This window comes from Burkholderia cepacia, assembly GCF_001039005.1.
Classification (GTDB): domain Bacteria; phylum Pseudomonadota; class Gammaproteobacteria; order Burkholderiales; family Burkholderiaceae; genus Burkholderia; species Burkholderia theae.
The window spans coordinates 41,722-64,457 of sequence record NZ_LDWR01000042.1; the positions used below are offsets into that span (position 1 = coordinate 41,722).

The window sequence follows — 22,736 nt, forward strand, 5'->3', positions numbered from 1 at the left end:
GGGTGCGTCGCGCCCGGCGCCGATGGAACGGCCAGTGGCAAACGGGCGCGACGAGTGAATGGCGTGGCATGGGCTACAGGCGCACCGGTTGCGACGGCACGGCGGCCGCAACCGGCGGCTCCGCCTGGAAGCGCGTGAGGTCGTCCTCGCTGCGATGGCACAGCACCTGCGCGCCGTTGTCGAGGGTGCGCAGCACGGGCGCCGTCCGATTGCATACGCCGTCCACCCGCATCGCGCAGCGCGACAGGAACGGGCACAGCCCGGCGTCGTCCGCGCTCGCGCCGATCGGCACCAGCGGCCGGTGGCAACGCTCGGCCGCGTCGTCGAGCCAGCCCGCGCGCAGTTCCGGCGCCGACGACACGAGCAGGTGCGAGTACGGGTGATACGGCGGCGCGCACAGCGCGTCGCGGCTGCCCGTCTCGACCCGGCGGCCCGCGTACAGCACGACAATGTCGTCGCTGATCGCGCGCACCTTGGCGATGTCGTGCGTGATGAACACGTACGACACGCCGAGCTTCGCCTGCAGTTCGCGCAGCAAGTCCATGATCGCGGCGCCGACCACGGTATCGAGCGCCGACGTCACCTCGTCGCACAGGATCAGGTCGGGCTCCGCCGCGAGGGCGCGCGCGAGGTTCACGCGCTGCTTCTGCCCGCCGGACAGCTCGCCGGTGCGGCGCCCGGCGACGGCCTGCGGCAGCCGCACGAGCTCGAGCAGTTCCGCGACGCGCCGCCGTGCGCGCGCGCCCTTGATCCCGTGATAGAACGCGAGCGGTCGCGCGAGCGTACGCTCGACGGTATGCACCGGGTTGAGCGCGGTATCCGCGTTCTGGAAGACGATCTGCACGCGCCGGTGCTGCTCCTTCGTGCGTTTGCCGATGTCGAGCGCGAGCGGCTCGCCGTCGAGCAGGATCTGCCCGCCGGTGGCCGGCACCAGGCCCGCGATCACCTTCGCGAGCGTGGTCTTGCCGGAGCCCGATTCGCCGATCACGCCGACGGTCTGCCCGCGCCCGATGCGCAGGTCCACTTCGTGCAGGATCACCTTGGCCGGCCAGCCTTTCGCGGTGCGGCCGCCGTAGCCGGCGATCGCGCCGCGCACGTCGAGCAGCGGCGCAGGCGCGGTGGGGGCGAGGTTCGCCGCCCGTTCGGCATCGCCCGGCGCGACCGCCGCGATAAGGCTCTGCGTGTACGGATGCACGGGCGCATGCAGGATCTGCTCGGTCGCACCCGACTCGCGGATCACGCCGTCACTCAGCACGATGATCCGGTCGGCCATCTGCGCGACGACGGCCAGGTCGTGCGACACGTACACCGCACTCATCCCGTAGCGCCGGATCACGCTCTTGAACGCCAGCAGCACGTCGATCTGCGTGGTCACGTCGAGCGCCGTCGTCGGCTCGTCGAGGATCACCAGCTCCGGATCGGTGATCAGCGCCATCGCCGCCATCAGGCGCTGCAACTGGCCGCCCGACACCTGGTGCGGATAACGCTTGCCGATCGTCTCCGGCTCCGGCAGCGCGAGCGCGCGGAACAGCTCGACCGCCTTCGCCTGCGCGTCGCGCTTCGACAGCGTCCGGTGGATCAGCGCGCTCTCGATCACCTGGTCGAGAATCGTGCGCGACGGGTTGAACGCGGCGGCCGCGCTCTGCGCGATGTATGCGACCCGGCGGCCGCGCAGCGCGGTCAGCGCCTGCGCGGACAGCGTGCAGACGTCCGCACCGTCGAGCTTGACCGAGCCGCCGGCGATCCGGCAGCCGGCGCGCGCATGGCCCATCAGCGACAGTGCGATCGTCGTCTTGCCCGAGCCGGATTCGCCGATCAGCGCGAGCACCTCGCCGCGCCGGACGTCGAAGTCGACGCCGTCGACGATCGTCGTTTCCGTGCCGCCCGGCCGGCCGCCGACCACGCGCAGCCCGCGCACCTCGACGAGCGGGTTCGATTCGTGTCGCATCAGTGTGCTCCCGCGGCGGCGGCCGCACCCTTGCGGCGGCCGCGATGCGGCAAGCCGTCGATCAACAGGTTGACGCCCACCGTCAGGATCGCGATCGCGACCGCGGGCATGATCGCGACGGCCGAGCCGTCGCCGAGGCTGGCGATGTTCTCGCGCACGAGCGAGCCGAGATCCGCGTACGGCGGCTGCACGCCGAGCCCGAGGAAGCTCAGGCCGCTCAGCAGCAGCACCACGAACGTGAAGCGCAAGCCCGTGTCGGCGAGCATCGGGTGAATCATGTTCGGCAGCATCTCGACGCACGCGATGTACAGCGCGCTCTCGCCGCGCGCCCGTGCGACCTGCACGAATTCGAGCGTGCTGATGTTGACCGCCAGCGCGCGCGCGATCCGGTACGAGCCCGGCATGTAGCTGATCGCGGCCGTCAGGATCAGCAGCGGCAGCGACGAGCCGAACGCGGCGACGATCATCAGCGCGAACATCTTCGACGGGATCGACGTGAGCGCATCGAGCACGCGGCTCATCGTCTCGTCGACCACGCGGCCCGACACCGTCGCGAGCAGCCCGAGCGTCGTGCCGGTCAGCGCGGCGAGCAGCACCGCCGCAAGCGCGAGCAGCACGGTCAGCCGCGTGCCGTACAGGATCCGGCTCAGCATGTCGCGGCCGAGGAAGTCCGAGCCGAACGGCAGCTTCGCGCTGAACGGCGCGAACACGTCGGGCGTCACGATCGTGCCGACGTCGTGCGGCGCGAGCAGCGGCGCGAACACCGCGATGAACAGCATCAGGCTCGCCATCGACAGGCCGATCCAGCCGCCGGTCGTCAATGCGGGGCGCATCGCGCGGCGCTTGCGCGGTTGCTCGGGAGAAGGCGCGGCAGGCGGCGTGTCGCCCCACGACGGGCGCGGATCGCCGGGCGGTGGCAGCGCGCTGCTGCGTTGTACGGGTTCGGTCGGGTGCATGTTCGGTATCTCGGGAGAAGGACGGGACGGTCAGGTCCGCAGTCTCGGGTTCGACACGATCGAGCACAGGTCGGCGAACAGCACGAGCGTCAGATAGGCCACGCAGAAGATCAGCGTGCACGCCTGCACGAGCGGAAAATCGCGGTTGCCGACCGCATCGACCATCAGGCTGGCGAGGCCCGGATAGTTGAAGATCGTCTCGACGACGATCACGCCGCCGAGCAGATACGACAGGCTCAGTGCGATCGCATTGGCGATCGGCCCGATCGCGTTCGGCAGCGCATGGCGCAGCACGACGCGCGCGGGGCTCGCGCCCTTGAGCACGGCCATCTCGACATACGATGCGCTCAGTTGCTCGATGACCGCGGCGCGCGTCATCCGTGCCATCTGCGCGATCACGACCGCGCACAGCGTCAGCACCGGCATCGCATACGCGCGTAGGAAATCGTGGACACTTTCGATCGGGCCGCTGTACGACAGCGCGGAAAGCCAGTGCAGCTTCACCGCCAGCACGAGCACGGCGACCGTCGCGATCAGGAACTCCGGCGTCGCGACGAGCGACAGCGTGCCGAGGCTGATCACGCGGTCGATCGCCGACTCGCGCTTGACCGCCGCGAGAATGCCGAGCACCAGCGCGATCGGCACCGATACGCAGGTCGTGATCGCCGCGAGCGTGAGCGACTTCGGCAAGCGCCCGCCGATCATGTCGGACACCGGCATGTCGCTCGACAGGGAACGGCCGAAATCGCCGTGCAGCAGGCCCGCGAGCCAGTGCGCGTAGCGCACGTGGGCCGGCATGTCGAGGCCGAACTGCTGGCGCAGCGCGGCCACCGTTTCCGGCGTCGCGGACTGGCCGAGCGCGGCCTGTGCGGCATCGCCCGGCAGCAGGTTCGTGATCGCGAAAATGATCACGGACACGAGCAGCAGCGTCAGCGCGGTGACCGCGATGCGGCGGCCGATCAATCCGAGCAGAATGCGGTTCATTGCACGGCACTCCGGGAAAGTGTGGCCGTTGCCGGCGCGGGCATCCGCACCGGCAACGCGACCGTGGCGGGCAGCGGCGTCAAGCGTTCCACCACACGTGCTCGGCGAACATGAAGCCCATCATCCCGCCGGTCGGGATCGAGCCGAGGCCGCCGAGCCGCTTGTCGTAGCCGTCGAGAAAACTGATGAAGGCCGGAATGCCGATCCTGCCCTGCTGCGCGACGATCACCTGCATCTCGCCATACATCTGCTTGCGCTTCGCATCGTCGGTCTCGGAACGCGCGGCGAGCAGCAACTGATCGAACTTCGCGTTCTTCCAGCCCGACTCGTTCCACGGCGCATCCGACTTGAAGAATTGCGTGAACAGCACGTCGGCGCTCGAGCGCGGATTGATGTTGCCGAAGCCGAGCGGATGCTTCATCCAGTGGTTCGACCAGTAGCCGTCGGCCGACACGCGGTTCACCTGGAGGTTCAGTCCGATCTTCTGACCGGCCTGCTGCAGCAGCACGGCCATCTCGATCGAGCCGTTCGCGTCTGACGTCGCGTAGATCGGCGGCAGCGCGGCGCCCAGCGCACCGGCCTTCTGCAACAGGAATTTCGCCTTGTCCGGATCGTGCGGTCGTTGCGGCAGCGACGCGTTGAAGTAACGATGGCCCGGCGGAATCGGCTGGTCGTTGCCGATCACCGCGTAACCACGGAACACCGCCGAGCGGATCTGCTCGCGGTCGAACAGGTACTTGATGCCTTCGACGAAATCCGGGTTGGCGGTCAGCGGGCTTTCGCTGCGCATGATGAGGTCGGTATACAGGCCCGACTTGGTTTCCTTGAGCGCATAACCGGGCGTCGACGCGACACGCTGCGTCGAGCGCGGGTCGACCGCATTCACGAGATGCACGTCGCCCGACAGCAGCGCGTTCAGGCGCGCGGCGCTGTCGCTGATGCCGATCAGCTCGATCTCGTCGAGATACGGCATCCCCGGCTTGAAATAGCTGTCGTTGCGCACGCCGACCGTCGTCACGCCCGGCTTGAACGTCTTCAGCTTGTACGGGCCGCAGCCGATGCCGGTCGTGAAGTCGGTCGTGCCGTCCTTGACGATCACGAGCTGCGGCGTCGCGAGGATCACCGGCAGGTCCGCGTTCGCGCTGGCGAGCGTCAGCGTGACTTCGTCGGGGCCGGTCGCCTTCGCGTCGGTGAACTGGTCGGCGATCGTCTTGACCTTCGACGCCGTGGCCGCATTCTTGTGGCGCAGCAGCGAGAACACGACGTCGGCCGGACCGACCGTCTTGCCGTCGTGGAACGTGACGCCCTTGCGCAGCTTGATGACCCAGGTCTTCGCGTCGGACGTGCGCAGCGACTCGGCCAGGTTCATTTGCGGCGTCAGGCTGGCATCCAGCTGCGTGAGGCCGCTGTAGAACATGAAGAAGCGGATGTAGTCGGCGCCCGTCGAGCCCTTGGCCGGGTCGAGCGTATCGGCCGTCGAGCTGGATTCGTTCGCCACGCGGATCTTGCCGCCGCGCTTCGGCGCGGGCGCGGCGAACGCCGGGTGCGCGCCCATCAGCAGTCCGCCGGCGCCGGTGGCCATCATGCCGCCCGCCGCCATGATCCGCATCATGTCGCGGCGCGTGAAGCCGCGGTGATCTCCGCCGTTGTCGATATCGTCGCTCATCCGAACTGCTCCTGACTGTGGAAAGTGGGTCCTGGGGTCCAGCGTGGTTCGAAATTCCCGCCGCGCCCGCCTGCTGGTGGCGAGCACGACGTCGTACGCATTGAATTCATTTAAGCACCGCCAAAATGCGGGTTGTCGCGATTCGGGGCGCCTGCACGACACGATTCGACCGTTTTGGGCCGTCCGCGCAGCATGATCCGCTGCGCGTTCGCGTGGGCTGCCGCCGCTTCCCGATCGACTCGCGACACATGCGTGACACAGGGAATCGTAAAGCGGCGGCCGCCGCAGATTGCACCGACAAAATTGCCCGTTCGGCATCCGAAACGCGTTCGGCGGCCTCAAACCGCATGTTGTGCGTCGATGGCGCACGCGGGCCGAAACGAGCGAAACGTCCTAGTCGCCGGCCCCGCGCGCATGCGACAGTGAGCCGCCCTCGCAGCCGCTGCGCGGGGGCGATTCCCCCACCCGCGAGGACACCCACGCATGAAAGTTCAGAAGATTGCCCGTTCCGTCGACACCGACTTGCCCGAAGACTGGGGCACGGCCGGATTGCCCGGCACCGAGCCCGCCCGCGTGTCGGGCCGTCAGGTGGTCATTCCGGGTAGCGAGGCGTTCGACACGGGCGTGTTCGAATGCACGCCGGGCACTTATCGGCGCGGCGTGAAGGAAGCGGAGGTGATGCATTTCCTCGCAGGCGCCGGCACGTTCGCGCCGGACGGCGAGGAAGCGATTGAGTTCGGCGCGGGCGACACGCTGTTCTTTGCCGCGAACACCGAAGGGCTGTGGGACGTGCGCGAAACGATGCGCAAGGTGTATGTGATTTTCTGACGCGTGCGCGGCCGCGCACGCGACGCCTCGGCGAAATCGGTTGGTTCGGCACCGGGCGCCGCGTGATCGCGGCACGATTTTTATCGAAGACGGCGCTCAACGCATGGCGTACCGCGTGAACCTGCCGGGTTCATCGCCCATGCGCGCCGAACCCGGTTTCCCGCCCGGGCCGGCCGCTCAACCGGCCAGCCGGAACACCGCGACCGCGGACCTCAAGCGTGCCGCCTGTTCATCCAGCGACGAAGCGGCAGCGGCAGCCTGCTCCACGAGCGCGGCGTTCTGCTGCGTGACCTCATCCATTTGCGTCACCGCCTTGCCGACCTGTTCGATGCCGGTACTTTGCTCGGCGGAGGCCGTGGATATCTCGCCCATGATGTCGGCGACGCGGTCGATCGACCGGACGATTTCCGTCATGCGCGCGCCCGCCGCCTCGACGAGCCGGCTGCCGCTGCCGACCTTCTCGGCCGACACCTCGATCAGCCCCTTGATGTCCTTCGCCGCCGCGGCGCTGCGCTGGGCCAGCGAGCGGACCTCCGCGGCCACGACGGCGAACCCGCGCCCTTCCTCGCCGGCGCGCGCCGCTTCGACGGCTGCGTTGAGCGCAAGAATGTTGGTCTGGAACGCGATGCTTTCGATCACGGCGGTAATGTCGGCGATCCGCACCGACTCGTCCGAAATCTGCCGCATCGTTTCGACGACTTCCTGCACGGCGGCACCGCCGAGTTGGGTCGCCTCCTTGGCCGTGGTGACGAGCACATTGGCCTGACGCGCATGCTCGGCGTTCTGTCTGACCGTCGACGTGATCTGTTCCATGCTCGCGGCGGTTTCCTGCAGCGACGCGGCCTGTTGCTCCGTGCGCTGCGACAGGTCCAGATTGCCTTGCGCGATCTCGCCGGTGCCGACGGCGATCGAGTGGGTCGTGGTCTGGATTTCGGCGATCGTCTCGGTCAGCCGCGCCTTCATTTCGCCGAGCGCTGCAAGCAGGCTGCCCGGCGCGGCCTTTGCCGCATCGAACTCGACGTCCAGTTCGCCGGCGGCGATGCGCGCCGCGATGTGCGCCGCGTGCGCCGGCTCGCCGCCCAGCGTGCGCCTGACGCTGCGCAGCACGCCCCATGCGATGGCCGCCAGCGTCGCGGCGATCACGAGCGCGATCGCGCCCAGCACCATCGCGAGCCGGGTGAACGCCGCGTTGATATCGTCGTAAAAGAATCCCGTGCCGATCCACCAGTCCCAGTCCGGAATGGCGACCACGCCCTGGAGTTTCGGCTCCGGCTCCGCGTCGGGGCTGCGCTTGACCAGCACGTCGACGAGCGCGAAATGCGCCTGCGCCATGCCGGCGCGGTAAGCCTCGCTATCGGTCAGGCCACCGGTCGTGCGGTTGCCCTTGGCCCGGGTGCCGATGAACTTCGCGTTCGGATGAACCAGGTTGACGCCGTCGGCCGTCGTGACCCAGTAGTAGCTCTTCGTATCCGCGTTGAGCGCCGACAGCGCGGCCTTTGCCTGCTGCTGCGCCTGATCCGCCGTGAGCGTGCCGTTCGCCTGCAACGCACGGTACGAATTGACCAGGTGTTCGGCCTTCGTCAACAGAATGACGATCTCTTCGCGGCGGCTGTCGATCAGCGCGCCACGCAGCGTGTGCAGCGACATGGCGGCAAGCAATGCGACACCGAGCAGCGCGGCGGCGACGAGCATCAGCAGTTTCGTGGACAACTTCATGCGGGAGCCTCGATATATTAACCATTCGGTACATATATCGGCGCTGGCGGCGCCAGCTTGAACGGCACCGCATCGGTAATTACCCTCGATCCGTGCGCTGATCGCACGCGCGCGGCGGCGCGCCGCACGACAGGTGCGCGCGCAGCCGGCGCGCTGCTTACAGGCCGAGTTGCGTCGCGAGATCGCCGATGTCGGACACTTCCGTGTAGTTGTAGAACGGCGTGCCCGGCTCGTGGCCGCGATTGACGAACGCCTTGTGCTTGATCCCGAGATCCTCGGCCGTCATCAGGTCGTAGCGCAGGCTCGACGACACGTGCAGCACGTCCTGCGGTTCGCAGCCGAGCTTGCCGAACATGTACTCGAACCCCTGCATGCGCGGCTTGTACGACTGCGCCTGCTGCGCGGTGAACACCGCGTGGAACGGCGCGCCGAGCTTGTCGACGTTGCTCATGATCTGGTCGTCCGACGCGTTCGACAGGATCACCAGCTTGTACTTCTTCGCGAGCCGCGACAGGCCGGCCGGCACATCCGGATGCGGGCCCCAGGTCGGGACCGCGAGATAGAAGCGTTCGGCTTCGGCTTCGTCGAACTTCACGTCGAGCTTGCTGCAGGTACGCCGGATCGCATTGACGACGACGTCGCGGTACGGCTTCCACGCGCCGAGCACCTCGTCGAGGCGATAGCCGGCGAACACGCGCACGAACTCCTCGAGCGCGGCCGGCGACAGGCGGTCGGCGTAAATCTCGCGCGCCATGTCGCCCATCCGGAAGCGGGTCAGCGTGCCATAGCAGTCGAACGTGATGAATTTCGGTTCAAATTGGATCATGGTGACGTCCTGTCGGTGTGAAGCCCCGGCAGGGCCGGGGACGGGCTGGGTTGAATGCAATTGAATCAGGGCAATAAATCCTTCGGGCATCGTTCGGCGCCGCGCGAAACGCACGATCGCCGCGTCTTGCCGGGCCTGCACGGCACGATCTGCGGCGCGTTCCCGGCGGGCGGCGGGTGCCAAACGTGCTGCGCTGCCTGCTTGAATCGTACTGGCGATCGCGCAGCAGAAGCTGCCGGAATGACCGCCCGCGCCGGCACGGAGCACGCGTTGCGTCGCGCCGTTCGAACCGGTTTGCGTCGATTTCGCGCGACCGGCCGCGATCGCCGAAAAACAGGCGAATCGTCCTATCCGCACCGTGGCGCCGCTGGCAGAGTGGATGCGTCATTCCTACCGATCCGGAGTCCGGCGTGGCCGACCTCAACCTTTCCCGCCCGCTTACCTATCGTCCGTTCGCCGAAAGCGACCTTCCCGCCGCGCATCGGCTGTCGGAAGCATTCAACTGGCCGCATCGGGTCGACGACTGGCGTTTCGTGCTGCAACTCGGCGGCGGCTTCGTCGCCGAAGACGAGACAGGCGTCGTCGGCACCGCGCTCGGCTGGCGCTTCGGCGAATCGCACGCGTCGCTCGGCATGGTCATCGTGTCGCCCGAACACCAGGGCCGCGGCATCGGCCGCGAACTCCTCGCGCGGATCGTCGACAGCTTCGGCACGCGGGCCGTCTTCCTGCATGCGACGCCGGCGGGCGAACCGTTGTATGTGAAATTCGGCTTCGACGTGATCGACACGATCGATCAGCACCAGGGCGCCGCGTTCCAGCCGCCGCTGATCTCGCTGCCGCCCGGCGAACGACTGCGGCCGATCGGCGCGAACGACGGCCCGCGACTCGCCGCGCTCGCGTCGCGGGCGGCCGGTTATCCGCGAGACGGCGTGATCGACGCACTGCTCGGCATCGCCAACGGCATCGCGATCGATCGCGACGGCGAGTTGCTCGGCTTCGCACTGTTCCGCCGGTTCGGCCGCGGCCACGCGATCGGACCGGTCATCGCGCCGGACACGCTTCGCGCGCAGGCGCTCATCAGCCACTGGCTCGCGCTGCACGAGGGCATGTTCGTGCGGCTCGACGTGCCGGGCGACAGCGGCCTGTCCGACTGGTTGCAGGGGCTCGGGTTGCCGCGGGTCGACACGGTCGTCGCGATGGTGCGCGGTGCTGCGCCCGCGCGCGATCCGGCGCTGCGCGCGTTCGCGATCGTCAACCAGGCGCTCGGCTGAGTGACGCATTCGATGAGCTTCGTCTACAAGGCCGATCCGGTGCGCGGCGCGCAATGGGCACGCCGTTTCGCCGAGCTGGCCCCCGATCTCGCATTCCGGATATGGCCCGACATCGGCGATCCGGACGCGGTCCGCTACCTCGCCGCGTGGCAACCGCCCGACGATCCGGTCGCGCTGCTGCCGAATCTCGAGATCGTGTTCTCCGTCGGCGCCGGCATCGACCAGTTCGACCTGTCGCGCGTGCCGGCGCACATCCCGGTCGTGCGGATGATCGAACCCGGCATCGTCGACGGCATGGTCGAGTATGTGACGCAGGCCGTCCTGACGATCCACCGCGACCTGTTCGACTATGCGGCGCAGCAACGTGCCGGGGTGTGGCGCGAGCGGCCGGTGCGCGCGGCCGCATCGCGGCGTATCGGCGTGCTCGGGCTCGGCACGCTGGGGCAGGCCGTGCTCGACATGCTGCGGCGCTTCGGCTTCCCGTGCGCCGGCTGGAGCCGCACGCCGCGCACGCTCGACGGCGTCGAGTGCCATGCGGGCGATGCGGCGCTGGACGCGTTTCTCGCCCGCACCGACATCCTGATCTGCCTGCTGCCGCTGACGGACGGCACGCGCGGGCTGCTCGGCGCGCGCGTGTTCGACGCGCTGCCGGCCGGCGCGTCGCTCGTGCAGGTCGGTCGCGGCCCGCAGCTCGACGCGGCCGCGCTGCTTGCGGCGCTCGACAGCGGCCGGCTCGACAGTGCGATCCTCGACGTCACGGACCCCGAACCGTTGCCGGCCGGTCATCCGTTCTGGACGCATCCGCGCGTGCGGATCACGCCGCACATCGCGAGCGCGACGCGGCCCGACACCGCGGTCGACGCCGTGCTCGCGAACCTCGCGCGGCATCGCGCGGGGCAGCCGATGATCGGCGTCGTCGATCGCACGCGCGGCTACTGACCGTTCGCGCGTGCCGGCGCGCGGGCGCAGCAGAAAATGCCGAAGCGCGCCGTGCAAACGCCGCACCCGTACGTTTCACGCGGCAAATTGACGGCACGCGCGCATTGCTCGCTCGGTAGCATGACTCCATCGCTGACACCCGACGAGAGACCCGCCCTGCCATGACCTACTCCGCGCTGATCGAAGCCGATCGTCAACACCTGATCCATCCGGTCGTCAATTACCGCGAGCACGAGGCGCGCGGCGTCACCGTGCTCGACTCCGCCGACGGCGTCTTCCTGCGCGATGCGAACGGCCATACGCTGCTCGATGCGTTCTCCGGCCTGTGGTGCGTGAACGTGGGCTACGGCCGCGACAGCATCGTCAAGGCGGCAGCCGACCAGATGGCGAAGCTGCCCTACGCGACCGGCTATTTCCACTTCGGGTCGCAGCCCGCGATCGAGCTCGCCGAACGGCTCGCGGCGCTCGCGCCCGCGTCGCTCAACCGCGTGTACTTCACGCTCGGCGGCTCGGACGCGATCGATTCCGCGGTGCGCTTCATCACGCACTATTTCAACGCGACCGGCCGCCCGACGAAGAAACACATGATCGCGCTCGAGCGCGGCTATCACGGCTCGTCGTCGATCGGCGCCGGGCTCACCGCGTTGCCCGCGTTCCATCGCCATTTCGACCTGCCGCGCGCCGACCAGCACCACCTGCCGTCGCCGTACCCTTACCGGCACCCGCTCGGCGACGATCCGCAGGCGCTGATCGCCGCGTCCGTCGCCGCCCTCGAAGCGAAGGTCGCGGCACTCGGCGCGGACAACGTCGCCGCGTTCTTCTGCGAACCGGTGCAAGGCTCGGGCGGCGTGATCGTGCCGCCCGCGGGCTGGCTGAAGGCGATGCGCGACGCGTGCCGGCGTCTCGGCATCCTGTTCGTGGCCGACGAGGTGATCACCGGCTTCGGCCGCACGGGCCCGCTGTTCGCGTGCGAGACCGAAGGTGTCGAGCCGGACCTGATGACCGTCGCCAAGGGGCTGACGGCCGGTTATGCGCCGATGGGCGCGGTGCTGATGTCCGACGAAATCTACGAAGGGATCGCCGGCAGTCGCGCCGATTCCGCGGTGGTCGGGCACGGTCAGACGTATTCCGCGCATCCGGTCAGCGCCGCGATCGGTCTCGAGGTGCTGAAGCTCTACCACGACGGCGGGCTGCTCGCGAACGGCCAGGCGATGGCGCCGCGTTTCGCGGCCGGCCTTGCCGCGCTGCGCGACCACCCGCTGGTTGGCGATGCGCGTTCGGCGGGCCTGCTCGGCGCGCTCGAACTGGTGGCCGACAAGGCGCGCAAGACGCGCTTCGACCCGGCGCTGAACGTGCCCGACCGGATCACGGCGGCCGCCTACGCGAACGGCATCGTGTTCCGCGCGTTCGGCGACGGCGTACTCGGTTTCGCGCCGGCGCTGAGCTTTACCGCCGGCGAGTTCGACCTGATGTTCGAGCGCGTCCGCCAGACGCTCGACGACGTGCTGGCCGACCCGGGCGTGCGGCACGCGCTCGACGCCGCCCACGCGCAGCCCGCCTGAATCGGGCGAGGGAAAGACGGGCTTGTGGCGGCTACCGTTCGACTCTAAAGTAACTGGACATTCCATTTCTGCCTTCTCACGCGAACATGACGGACAGCAAGCTAGACCGGATCGACCTGCGCATTCTTTCCCAGCTGCAGAAGCGCGGGCGCATGACCAACGTCGAACTGGCCGATGCAGTCGGACTGTCGCCGAGCCCGTGCCTGATCCGCGTCAAGCGGCTCGAGAAAGCCGGCTACATCGCCGGGTACGGCGCGCATATCCAGATCGAGAAGCTCGGCGACGTGCAGGTGGTGTTTACCGAGGTCACGCTGGCCGACCACCGGCGCGAGGACTTCGACCGGTTCGTCGCGGCGATCCGCAATGTCGACGAGATCGTCGAATGCCATCTCGCGAGCGGCGGCTACGACTATCTGCTCAAGTTCGTCACGCGCAGCGTGAGCCACTACCAGACGATCGTCGAAGGGCTGCTCGAGCAGAACATCGGCATCGAGAAGTATTTCAGCTACGTGATCATCAAGTCGCCGTTCGTCAAGCGGCACTATCCGCTCGAGTCGCTGTTCGGCGAACGACACTGACGAGCAGCGTGCGGCCGCCCCGGGCGCAGCCGCACGCCGACTTCGAGCCGCCTTCATCCAAGGACCCGACATGTCACTTACCCTCACCCGCACCGAACTCCTTCGCAGTGCGAATCTGATCGACGGCGCGTGGTGCGACGCGCTCGACGGCCGACGCTTCGCGGTCACCGATCCGGCGACGCTCGAGCGCGTGGCCGACGCGCCCGACAGCGGCGCGGCCGACGCGCGTGCCGCGACCGACGCTGCCGTGCGCGCGCTGCCCGCGTGGCGCGCGACGCCGGCCCGCGAACGCGCGGCGATCCTGCGTGCATGGCATGCGGCGATCGTCGCGCACACCGAGGATCTCGCGAAACTGATGTCGCGCGAACAGGGCAAGCCGCTCGCCGAAGCGCGCGGCGAGGTCGCGTATGGCGCGTCGTATGTGCTGTGGTTTGCCGAGGAGGCGACCCGCGCGTACGGCGACCTGATTCCGCAACAGCAGCGCGGCAAGCAGCTGAGTGCCGTCAAGGAGCCGATCGGCGTCGTCGCCGCGATCACGCCGTGGAATTTCCCGCTCGCGATGATCGCGCGCAAGATCGCGCCCGCGCTGGCGGCCGGCTGCACGGTCGTCGCGAAGCCGGCCGAAGACACGCCGCTCACGGCGCTCGCGCTGGCGTTCCTCGCGCAGGAAGCCGGCGTGCCGCGCGGCGTGCTGAACGTGATCGCCGCATCGCGCGCGCACGGCATCGACGCGGTGGCCGACTGGCTCGCCGACGGCCGCGTGCGCAAGATCACGTTTACGGGATCGACGCCCGTCGGCAAGCTGCTCGCACGCGAATCGGCCGCGACGCTCAAGAAGCTGTCGCTCGAACTCGGCGGCAATGCGCCGTTCATCGTGTTCGACGATGCCGAGCTCGACGCCGCCGTCGATGGCCTGATGGCCGCCAAGTTCCGGAACGGCGGCCAGACCTGCGTGTCGCCGAATCGCGTGTACGTGCAGGCCCGCATCTACGAGGCATTCGCCGCGAAGCTCGCCGCGCGGGTCAGCGCACTGAAAGTCGCGCCGGCGACCGACCCGGCCGCGCAGATCGGCCCGATGATCAACGCACGCGCGGTCGACAAGATCGCGCGCCATGTCGACGACGCGCTCGAGCGCGGCGCCCGCGTGCTGACCGGCGGCAGGCGCCTGCCCGAACTGGGGCCGAACTATTACGCGCCGACCGTGCTGGCCGATGCGGCCCCCGGCATGCAGCTCGGTTGCGAGGAGACGTTCGGGCCGGTCGCCGCGCTGTTTCCGTTCGATACCGAGGACGAAGCCGTCAGCGCCGCGAACGACACGCCGTTCGGGCTCGCCGCGTATTTCTACACGCAGGACGTCCGGCGGATCGCGCGCGTCTCGGCGCGGCTCGAAACGGGCATCGTCGGGATCAACGAGGGCGCGCTCGCAAGCGAAGCCGCACCGTTCGGCGGCGTGAAGGAATCGGGCTACGGCCGCGAAGGTTCGCGCCATGGCCTCGACGACTACCTGTCGATCAAGTACCTGTGCCAGGGCGGGCTCGACTGAACGCGCGCCCTCCCTTACGTTTTCTTTACCCGGTATGCCGCCATGACCGCTTTCACGCCCTACCCGATCGAAGTTTCGTTTCCCGACCTTGCGCCGCACCGCGCGGGCAATACCGGCGTCGACCACGTCTACCGCTTCGCGTCCGGCGTGGCCGGCCCGAACGTGATGGTCAACGCGCTCACGCATGGCAACGAAGTCTGCGGCGCGATCGTCGTCGACGCGCTGCTGGCGCTCGGCCTGCGGCCTCGCCGCGGCACGCTCACGCTGTCGTTCGCGAACGTCGCGGCCTACGCGCGCTTCGATCCCGCGCAGCCGGACGCGGCGCGCTTCGTCGACCAGGATTTCAACCGCGTGTGGACGCCCGCCGTGCTCGACGATCCGTCGGTTCGCTCGGTCGAACTCGATCGTGCCCGCGCGCTGCGCCCGTTCGTCGACGCAGCCGACTGGCTGCTCGACCTGCATTCGATGCATGAGCGCAGTGCGCCGCTGATCGTCGCGGGGCCGCTCGACAAGGGTGTCGCGCTCGCGCGCCGCGTCGGCGCGCCGGCCACCGTGATCCGCGACGAGGGCCACCCGGAAGGCACCCGGATGCGCGATTACGCGGCATTCGGCGAGCCGGACAGCCCGAAATGCGCAATGCTGGTGGAGTGCGGGCAGCACTGGGAAGCGCGCGCGGTGGACGTCGCGCGCGACACCACGGCCCGTTTCCTGGTTGCGTCCGGCGTGGTCGAGCGCGACGACCTGCCCGCGGACTGGTTCCTGCCGCTGCCCGACACGATGCGCGTCGTGCAAGTGACGGAGCCCGTGGTCGCGACGAGCGGCGCGTTTCGTTTCGCGGGCGACTATACCGGGCTCGAACATTTCCCGGATGCCGGCACCGTGATCGGCTGGTCGAACGATGTCCCGGTCGTGACGCCCTATCCCGACTGCGTGCTCGTGATGCCGTCGCTGCGGCAATTGCGGCCCGGCGTCACCGTCGTCCGGCTCGGGCGGCTCGTCGACGAATCCGGCGCGCGCGGCTGACGGTTCGGCTTCGACGGAACCGGCGCGCCGGCCGCACACGTTTGCGGCCGCGTCGCGTCGATTCGCTTCGCATCCGGACCTCGATTTCCCCGCTTACCTGCCGTTAACCCGGATTTCAGCGCAGCCTCGGTCATCGCACCGGGCGTTCCCTACGAGCGCGTAGCATGTCCGCATTCACTTCCATCGAAAAAATCGCCGACTGGGCGGGACGAAACCATCTTGTCGTCGGCGCGCTGGGCACCCTGATGGCGCTCGCCGCGCTGAGCATCAGCGCCATGACGCTCTGGGCCACGAGAAGCGGTGTCGTCGAGCATGCGCACGAAACTTCCCGCAACGTCGCCGCCGTGCTGGTCAGCGAGATCGCGCGTACCGTCGAAACGTCCAACAATGCATTGATCGCGCTTGCGTCCGATCTCGGCAAGCCGGAGGTCCGGCGCATGGACGCCCAGCTGCGGCACGATCTGCTGTTCCAGCGTGCGGCCGCGCAGTACGTGACCGGCATGGGCGTGACGGACCAGTCCGGCCGCATGATCGACGGCTGTTGCGGCCCGTCTCACCGTTGGGACTTCAGCGATCGCGACTACTTCAAGGTCCATCGCGACGCGGCGAACGTCGGCCTTTACGTATCGGAGGCCTATCGCGCACGCTCGCGCAACGGCACGGAGTCCATCGCGCTGTCGCGGCGCATCGAACGGCCGGACCATACGTTCAACGGCATCGCGGTCGTCGCCATCGACCTCGCCTATTTCGATCAGCTGCTGTCCCGACTGAACGTCGGGCAACACGGCATCAGCGCGATCCTGCGCGCGGACGGCACCATCCTCGCCAGAAATCCGCCGCTGAGCGACCACCAGATGATCCGCCTGCGCCGATCGAAGGCCTTCGATCGCATGCTGAACCAGGACTCGGGGTTCTATGCGGCCTACTCGCGCATCGACGGCACCTTGCGGCTCTATACGTTCCAGCGGGTGCCCGGCACGCCGCTGATTGCCGTCGTCGCGCCTGCCGAGCGCGACGTGCTGGCCGGCTTCACGCGCATGTCATGGTCGGTCGGCGTGTCGGCATCGTTCATCTGCGCGCTCTTCTGCGCGGTCGTCTGGCTGCTCGCGTTCGCGTTGCGGGACAATCTTCGCAAGCAGACACGGCTGACCGATCTCACGCGCACCGATCCGCTCACGGGCCTGCACAACCGCCGCGCGCTCGATGTCGCGCTGGCCGACGAATGGGAACGCATCCAGCGCAGCAACGACGGCAGCCTGTCCGTGCTGTTCATCGATGCCGACCACTTCAAGCAGTACAACGACCGATACGGACATGCGCAGGGCGACACGGCGCTCAGGTTCCTCGCCGAATGCATCCGCGCTCACACGCGACGGCGCGGCGACCTTGCCGCGCGCTACGGCGGCGAAGAGTTCGTCGCGGTGCTGCCGGACACCGATGAAAGCGGCGCCGCGAAGGTCGCGGAGGCGATCCGCCAGGAAGTGGAACGCAACCGGCTCGCCGAATTTGCCGAGACGGTTCCCGCTTTCACGGTGAGCATCGGCTACGCGACCGGTCATCGCGCACACCCGGCGTCCGTCGATGCGCTCACGCATCAAGCGGACCTCGCGCTGTATACAGCGAAGCGACAGGGTAGAAACCGCGTGTGCCGCGCACCGGCCGAACAGCACGAGCATGCCGCGTGACGAACGGGCGATCCTCGTTTTCGCATCGCACGTTTAGGACCACAGAGTAAACAAATGACGCTGCCGATTCGCCACACGTGCCGCCGCTGAGCAACGCGGTTTCGTAACCGTCGCGTCACGATCGGCCACCACAATGCGCCATCTTCTACCCTCAGGATGGAGTCTTGCATGTTTGCGTCACCGAGCCGTCTCCCGCTGCACGTCGCAGCCTTGTCGACCGCGATCGTATTGGCTGCCTGCGGCGGCGGCGACGATGTCGTCGCAACGAGCTCGACGAACGCCGCGGTCCCGGCGCCGCCGGCCGATCCCGGCTTCGTCGACAGCGCACCCGTTCCGAGCGTGCCCGCGTTCGTCGACAACGTCGCGACCAACCAGCGCGGCGACGCTCGTTATGCCACGCTGTCGACCAACGCCGCGGTGCGCGTGGTGAGCCGCTTCCTCGACCTGTGGCAGCCGGCGACGATGCTCGTCGATGCGGGCGTGACCGCGCCGGCCAACGGCGCGTTTCCGGCCATCTCGCCTTCCCCCTGCTCGGGGCTGCCCGGCAACGGCACGCCGTGCGGCACGATCGTGAACGACGCGGTGCTGTCGGCGAATGTCCAATATGTGGTCAACGCAACGACCGCGCGTACAACGCAGCAAGCCGACGCCGCCTACTACGACGACCGGCGCGGCAAGGGCTACAGCGTGACGGACGGCATGGGGCCGCTCACCGCGGCATGGCGCGCCGCCGCCCAGCAGACGACCAGCATCACCAGCGTGCCGGCCGACGCCACGACCGTCCTCTATAACGACACCGGCAACAACGTCGGCGTGGGCAGCAGCACGAACGCGAGTTTCGGGAAAGTCGTCGACCTGCTCAACGAAATGGGCAACAACGCGTCGACCGAACCCGCAAAGCGCTTCTATAAATATGCGCGGCCGTATCGCTGGAGTTCGAGCGTCGTCGTCGCGCCCACGCTCGTGCCTGCGGAAAGCACGACGCCGGCGACCGACGGCGGCTTCATCAGCGGCCACCAGGCCGAAGCGATGCGCGACGCCGTGACGATGGCGTGGCTCGTGCCCGAGCGCTTTCAGGAAATGGTCGGCCGCGGCCTCGAACTCGGCGAGAACCGGATCCTCGCCGGCATGCACTCGCCGCTCGACGTGATCGGCGGCCGCATGCTCTCACTGGCCCTCAGCGCGGCCAACCTCGCCGCGTATGCGAGCGACGCGCAGGCCGCCTATGGCCAGGCGCATCAGACGCTGCAGCAGCTCACCAGCACCACCGATGCGACCTTCCCGGCCTTCGCGCACTCGGGCACGACGGCGACCGACCGGTTCGCCGACTACGCGACGAACAAGGCGGCCGTCACGCGCCGCATGACGTACGGCTTCGGCGCGATCGACGCGACCGGCGCGCCGCCGGTCGTGCCGAAGGGCGCGGAGATCCTGCTGCAGACGCGCTTCCCGTACCTCGGCGCGGACCAGCGGCGCGTCGTGCTGAAGACCACCGAACTGCCGTCCGGCTACCCGGTGATGGACGATGCGGAAGGCTGGGGCCGGCTGAACCTGTTCGCCGCCGCCGACGGCTACGGCGCGTTCAACGGCAACGTGAGCGTCGCGATGGATGCGTCGAAGGGCGGCCTCAACGCCGCGGACCTGTGGCGCAACGACATCGCGGGCGCCGGCAAGCTGACGCTGCAAGGCAGCGGCACGCTGACGCTGGCGGGCAACAACAGCTACACGGGCGGCACGCAGGTCAGCGGCGGCACGCTCGCCGCCGCTTCCACGATGGCGTTCGGCAACGGCGACGTATATGTCGGCGCCGGTGGCGGCATCCAGATCGCTGCCAGCGCCCCCGTGACGGTCGCGACCCGCTACACGCAGCTCGACAACACGACGCTCGAACTGGACATCGACGGCAACGGTGGCGGGCGCCTGCGGGTGGGCGGCGCGTTCACCGTCGCGGGCGGCACGCTGCACGTGAAGTTCGTGAACGGTTATGTGCCGAAGGCCGGCGACACCATCGCGCTGATCGACGCGGCAGCCGGCGCCGCGAAATTCTCGACGGTGACGGTCGACGGCTTCAAGGCGACGCCGGTCTATACGGCGACGGGCGTGTCGATCACGCTGTCGGCGGCATAACGGGCGGCAGGCATCGAAGCGTGCAACGGCGCCGCCCGCCGGCGGCGCCGGTTATGCAAAGCGGCCGGAGGCCATCGCTTCGTCGAGCATGCCGGCCTCGCCCGACGGGCAGGGCCGTGTGCCGAAGCGCCGTTGCAGATCGATGATCGCGGGCAGGTTGAAATCATGAACGTCGGGCGCGGCGCCGCCTTGCCGCCGGTTCACCTCCGCACACAGCTCCAGCGCCCGGGCACGCGTCTGCGCGAGCAGCCGCAGCGCCTCGCCCAGCAACCCCTTCTCCAGGTCCGACAGATGAAAATCGCGGCCGATCTCGCCGACCGACGGTTCGCGCATGGGGGTTCGCATCATGGGTTCTCCTTCGCAGTCCGATTGCGCCGGCGGCCGCACGCCGCCGCGCGTCTCACATGATCGCGCCGCGCAGCCACGGCACGAACTCGCGTTCGCCGATGCCGTTCTCCTCGCTGCAGGTCTTCAGCCCGGACGCGACATCGAGCATCAGCCGGAACAGCCGCGCGCCCGCGTCGTCGACGGTCAGCGAACCGGTGACGATCCCGCCGCTGTCGAAATCCATGTCCGATCGCATCCGCTCGTACAGGCCGGTCGTCGTCGCGATCTTGACCGTCGGCACCGGTTTCGACCCGAACACCGAACCGCGCCCCGTGGTGAAGCAGACGAGATTCGCGCCGCCGGCGATCTGCCCGGTCGCCGACACGGGGTCGTAGCCGGGCGTATCCATGAACACGAGGCCGGGCTGCCGCACCGGCTCCGCGTAGTCGTAGACGGCGCGAAGCGTCGAGCGTCCGCCTTTCGACACCGCGCCGAGCGATTTCTCGAGAATGGTGGTGATGCCGCCGGCGATATTTCCGGGTGACGGGTTGTTGTTCATTTCGCCGCCGTTGTCGGCGACGTAGCGCTCCCACCATTGCAACCTGCCGCGCAGGCGCTCGGCCACGTCGCGCGACGCCGCACGCGCGATCAGCAGATGCTCCGCGCCGTAGATCTCGGGCGTCTCGGACAGAATCGCGGTTCCGCCGTTGCGCACCAGCAGATCGACAGCCGCGCCGAGCGCCGGGTTCGCGGTCATCCCGGAGTAGCCGTCGGACCCGCCGCATTGCAGGCCGACCGTCAGCCGCGAGGCCGGCACGGCGCTGCGACGGGCGCCATCGGCCGCCTCCAGCAACTCGCGCACGATCGACACGCCGCGGGCAACGGTGTCGCGCACGCCGCCCTCGTCCTGGATGACCAGCGTGCGGACCGTGCCCGGCGCGGACGCCTCGAGCCGTGCCGCGAGCGCCCGGACCTGGTTGACCTCGCAACCGAGGCCGACGAACAGCACGCCGGCGAAATTCGGGTTGCGCGCGTAGCCGACGAGCGTACGCCGCAGCAGTTCGACCCCGTCCCCGGTGGCCGACATCCCGCAACCGCTCTGATGGGTGATCGCGACGACGCCGTCGACATGGCCGAACGCGTCGAGCGCATCGTGCCGGTACGCATCGGCGATCGCGTGGCATACGCTCGCCGAACAATTGACGCTCGCGATCACGCCGATGTAGTTGCGGGTGCCCACGCTGCCGTCGGGCCGCACGAATCCGTCGAAGGTATCGCCGCGGTCGGCCGGTGCGTCGGACGCCGCGCCGACGGGCTCGTCGTCGTGCGCATGCCGCTCGGGCATCCCGACGTTGTGCACGTGCACGTGCTCGCCCGCGGCGATGTCGCGCAGCGCGATGCCGATCGACTGGCCGCACTTGACGATCCGCTCGCCGCGCGCGATCGGCGCCGTGGCGATCTTGTGGCCGGCCGGCACCGCGGCCGCGAGCCGCAGCGGCGTGCCGCTCACGTTGATCGGCCCGTCCGCCGCCAGCGCGTCGAGCGCGACGGCGACGTTGTCGTTGCGATGAAGGATCACGACTGCCGGCTGGTTCACGATGGGGTTCTCCCTGTGGTTGCGCCGCTCATCGGATCGCAGCGGGCGGCGATGTGCCGCAAGCGCGGCTGCTCGGCCGGCAGCGCCAGCGAAGCCGCGAGCGCGAGCAGCGGTTCGATCCGCCGCGCCGCCTTCTCGCGATGGTTGCCGGCGATATCGGCGAGACGATGGGCGAGATACGGATTGAGAAAGCGCTCGCGCACGCTGTCGACGTAGCGTTCGGCCGTTTCGCGCAAGCCCAGCGCGGCGAATACCGGCGCGACTTCATCGCGCCACACGGCTTCGAGGCCGTCGCGCAACCGCGTGTCGTTCATCGCGTCGAGCACCGTTTCCGATTCGGGCCGCCCCGTGACGAGCCACTGCTCCGCGAGCCAGCTGTGCCCGAGGTTGAGGAAAAACAGCTTCAGGCGCTCGTGGCTGCGCAAATCGTCGGTGACGACGATCTGCGCGTGCCGGCACGGCAGCGTCATGCCGGCACGCCGTTCGATCGCCCACAGCGCGTAGGGCTCCGCAACCGCGCCGACCGGATGGATCGGCTCGGACACGATGCGGTCGACGAGCGAGTTGACCCAGATGCAGCGGTTATGCAGATAGTCGGTGAACGCGTCGGGCAGCCGCCATTGGCGCGCGAGGTCGAGCACGATGTCGCGCAGCGTGTCGCCGTTGTCCGCGACCAGTTCACAAGGCAACACGGTAACGCCGTCGCCGGGCCGCACTTGCCAGCGCGCATGAAGCAGCACGACCAGCTTCGCGGGAAAGCCATGCGGCACCTGCGCCGGGTGATCCGGCAGGTCCGCCGAATCGCGCGGGTCGGCACGATAGCCCGCGTCGCCGGTGTTCGACACGATCACGCGCACCGTCTCGATCGCCGCGCGGCGGATCTCGGCCCAGTCCGACGCGGCATACCATGCGCGGTGCACGGCGCGGCACTCCACCACTTCGTCGACGATCCGGCCGCCGTCGCGTCCGCGTATCCGCACCGGATAATGATCGGCCGCCCGCAGCGCGTCGATGCGGGCGCGGCTGGCCGGATGTCCGGTCGTCTGTACGATGCCGATGCCGCCGATCGCATCGCCTTCGCCGAGCGCCTGCGACACGAACAGGTCGACGTGCGCGAGCAGGAAACGGCTGGTGCCGAATTGCAGGATCGGCGGCGTCAT

Annotated in this window: 18 protein-coding genes; 9 read left to right on the forward strand and 9 right to left on the reverse strand. The window is 68.7% G+C overall.

Features of this window, described 5'->3' with window-relative positions:
* Positions 1-73 precede the first annotated feature (73 nt).
* The 4 genes from VL15_RS23865 to VL15_RS23880 all read right to left on the reverse strand — a co-directional run bounded on the left by VL15_RS23865 (position 74) and on the right by VL15_RS23880 (position 5,554).
* On the reverse strand, positions 74-1,948 hold the full coding sequence (locus VL15_RS23865) for an ABC transporter ATP-binding protein (protein ID WP_048248959.1): 1,875 nt from the start codon (positions 1,946-1,948) through the stop codon (positions 74-76).
* On the reverse strand, positions 1,948-2,904 hold the full coding sequence (locus VL15_RS23870; RefSeq protein WP_048248960.1) for an ABC transporter permease: 957 nt from the start codon (positions 2,902-2,904) through the stop codon (positions 1,948-1,950). The genes VL15_RS23865 and VL15_RS23870 overlap by 1 nt, the downstream gene beginning before the upstream one ends.
* Positions 2,905-2,934: 30 nt before the next feature.
* Positions 2,935-3,888 (reverse strand): ABC transporter permease, encoded by a 954-nt coding sequence (locus VL15_RS23875; RefSeq protein WP_048248961.1) that lies wholly within the window; start codon positions 3,886-3,888, stop codon positions 2,935-2,937.
* A 79-nt stretch (positions 3,889-3,967) separates the two neighbouring features.
* A complete protein-coding gene (locus VL15_RS23880; RefSeq protein ID WP_048248962.1) occupies positions 3,968-5,554 on the reverse strand; it encodes an ABC transporter substrate-binding protein in 1,587 nt (528 codons plus the stop codon).
* Positions 5,555-6,037: 483 nt separating this feature from the next.
* On the opposite strand from VL15_RS23880, the gene VL15_RS23885 reads away from it, so the two are divergent.
* Complete coding sequence (locus tag VL15_RS23885; protein ID WP_048248963.1) at positions 6,038-6,382, forward strand: cupin domain-containing protein; 345 nt, start codon at positions 6,038-6,040, stop codon at positions 6,380-6,382.
* Between the two features lie 177 nt (positions 6,383-6,559).
* Here VL15_RS23885 and VL15_RS23890 read toward each other — a convergent pair whose 3' ends face one another.
* Together VL15_RS23890 and VL15_RS23895 are read right to left on the reverse strand one after the other, a co-directional pair.
* Complete coding sequence (locus tag VL15_RS23890; RefSeq protein WP_048248964.1) at positions 6,560-8,098, reverse strand: methyl-accepting chemotaxis protein; 1,539 nt, start codon at positions 8,096-8,098, stop codon at positions 6,560-6,562.
* A 157-nt stretch (positions 8,099-8,255) separates the two neighbouring features.
* Complete coding sequence (locus tag VL15_RS23895) at positions 8,256-8,924, reverse strand: haloacid dehalogenase type II (protein ID WP_048248965.1); 669 nt, start codon at positions 8,922-8,924, stop codon at positions 8,256-8,258.
* A 410-nt stretch (positions 8,925-9,334) separates the two neighbouring features.
* Here VL15_RS23895 and VL15_RS23900 point away from each other — a divergent pair, with 410 nt between their 5' ends.
* The 8 genes from VL15_RS23900 to VL15_RS23935 all read left to right on the forward strand — a co-directional run bounded on the left by VL15_RS23900 (position 9,335) and on the right by VL15_RS23935 (position 19,652).
* Complete coding sequence (locus tag VL15_RS23900) at positions 9,335-10,195, forward strand: GNAT family N-acetyltransferase (RefSeq protein ID WP_048248966.1); 861 nt, start codon at positions 9,335-9,337, stop codon at positions 10,193-10,195.
* Between the two features lie 12 nt (positions 10,196-10,207).
* Entirely contained in the window at positions 10,208-11,134 is a 927-nt protein-coding gene (locus VL15_RS23905; RefSeq protein WP_048249069.1) for a 2-hydroxyacid dehydrogenase, read from the forward strand.
* Positions 11,135-11,295: 161 nt separating this feature from the next.
* Positions 11,296-12,696 (forward strand): aspartate aminotransferase family protein, encoded by a 1,401-nt coding sequence (locus VL15_RS23910; RefSeq protein WP_048248967.1) that lies wholly within the window; start codon positions 11,296-11,298, stop codon positions 12,694-12,696.
* Between the two features lie 86 nt (positions 12,697-12,782).
* The gene (locus VL15_RS23915; RefSeq protein WP_048248968.1) at positions 12,783-13,274 is read left to right on the forward strand and encodes an Lrp/AsnC family transcriptional regulator; all 492 of its coding nucleotides are present in this window, start codon (positions 12,783-12,785) and stop codon (positions 13,272-13,274) included.
* A 70-nt stretch (positions 13,275-13,344) separates the two neighbouring features.
* Positions 13,345-14,817: an NAD-dependent succinate-semialdehyde dehydrogenase gene (locus tag VL15_RS23920; protein WP_048248969.1), complete on the forward strand. Its 1,473-nt coding sequence runs from the start codon at positions 13,345-13,347 to the stop codon at positions 14,815-14,817.
* Positions 14,818-14,859: 42 nt separating this feature from the next.
* Entirely contained in the window at positions 14,860-15,840 is a 981-nt protein-coding gene (locus VL15_RS23925; RefSeq protein ID WP_048248970.1) for a M14 family metallopeptidase, read from the forward strand.
* 164 nt (positions 15,841-16,004) lie between these two features.
* Entirely contained in the window at positions 16,005-17,525 is a 1,521-nt protein-coding gene (locus tag VL15_RS23930; RefSeq protein WP_048248971.1) for a sensor domain-containing diguanylate cyclase, read from the forward strand.
* Positions 17,526-17,693: 168 nt separating this feature from the next.
* Positions 17,694-19,652 carry a phosphatase PAP2 family protein gene (locus tag VL15_RS23935; protein WP_048248972.1) on the forward strand — a complete coding sequence of 653 codons (1,959 nt, stop codon included), beginning with the start codon at positions 17,694-17,696 and terminating at the stop codon, positions 19,650-19,652.
* A 51-nt stretch (positions 19,653-19,703) separates the two neighbouring features.
* Here VL15_RS23935 and VL15_RS23940 read toward each other — a convergent pair whose 3' ends face one another.
* From VL15_RS23940 to VL15_RS23950, 3 genes are all read right to left on the reverse strand, one after another.
* Positions 19,704-19,985: a hypothetical protein gene (locus VL15_RS23940; RefSeq protein ID WP_230684507.1), complete on the reverse strand. Its 282-nt coding sequence runs from the start codon at positions 19,983-19,985 to the stop codon at positions 19,704-19,706.
* Between the two features lie 67 nt (positions 19,986-20,052).
* Positions 20,053-21,576 (reverse strand): UxaA family hydrolase, encoded by a 1,524-nt coding sequence (locus VL15_RS23945; RefSeq protein ID WP_048248973.1) that lies wholly within the window; start codon positions 21,574-21,576, stop codon positions 20,053-20,055.
* Entirely contained in the window at positions 21,573-22,736 is a 1,164-nt protein-coding gene (locus VL15_RS23950) for a D-mannonate oxidoreductase (RefSeq protein ID WP_048248974.1), read from the reverse strand. Before VL15_RS23950 ends, VL15_RS23945 begins: the two co-directional genes overlap by 4 nt.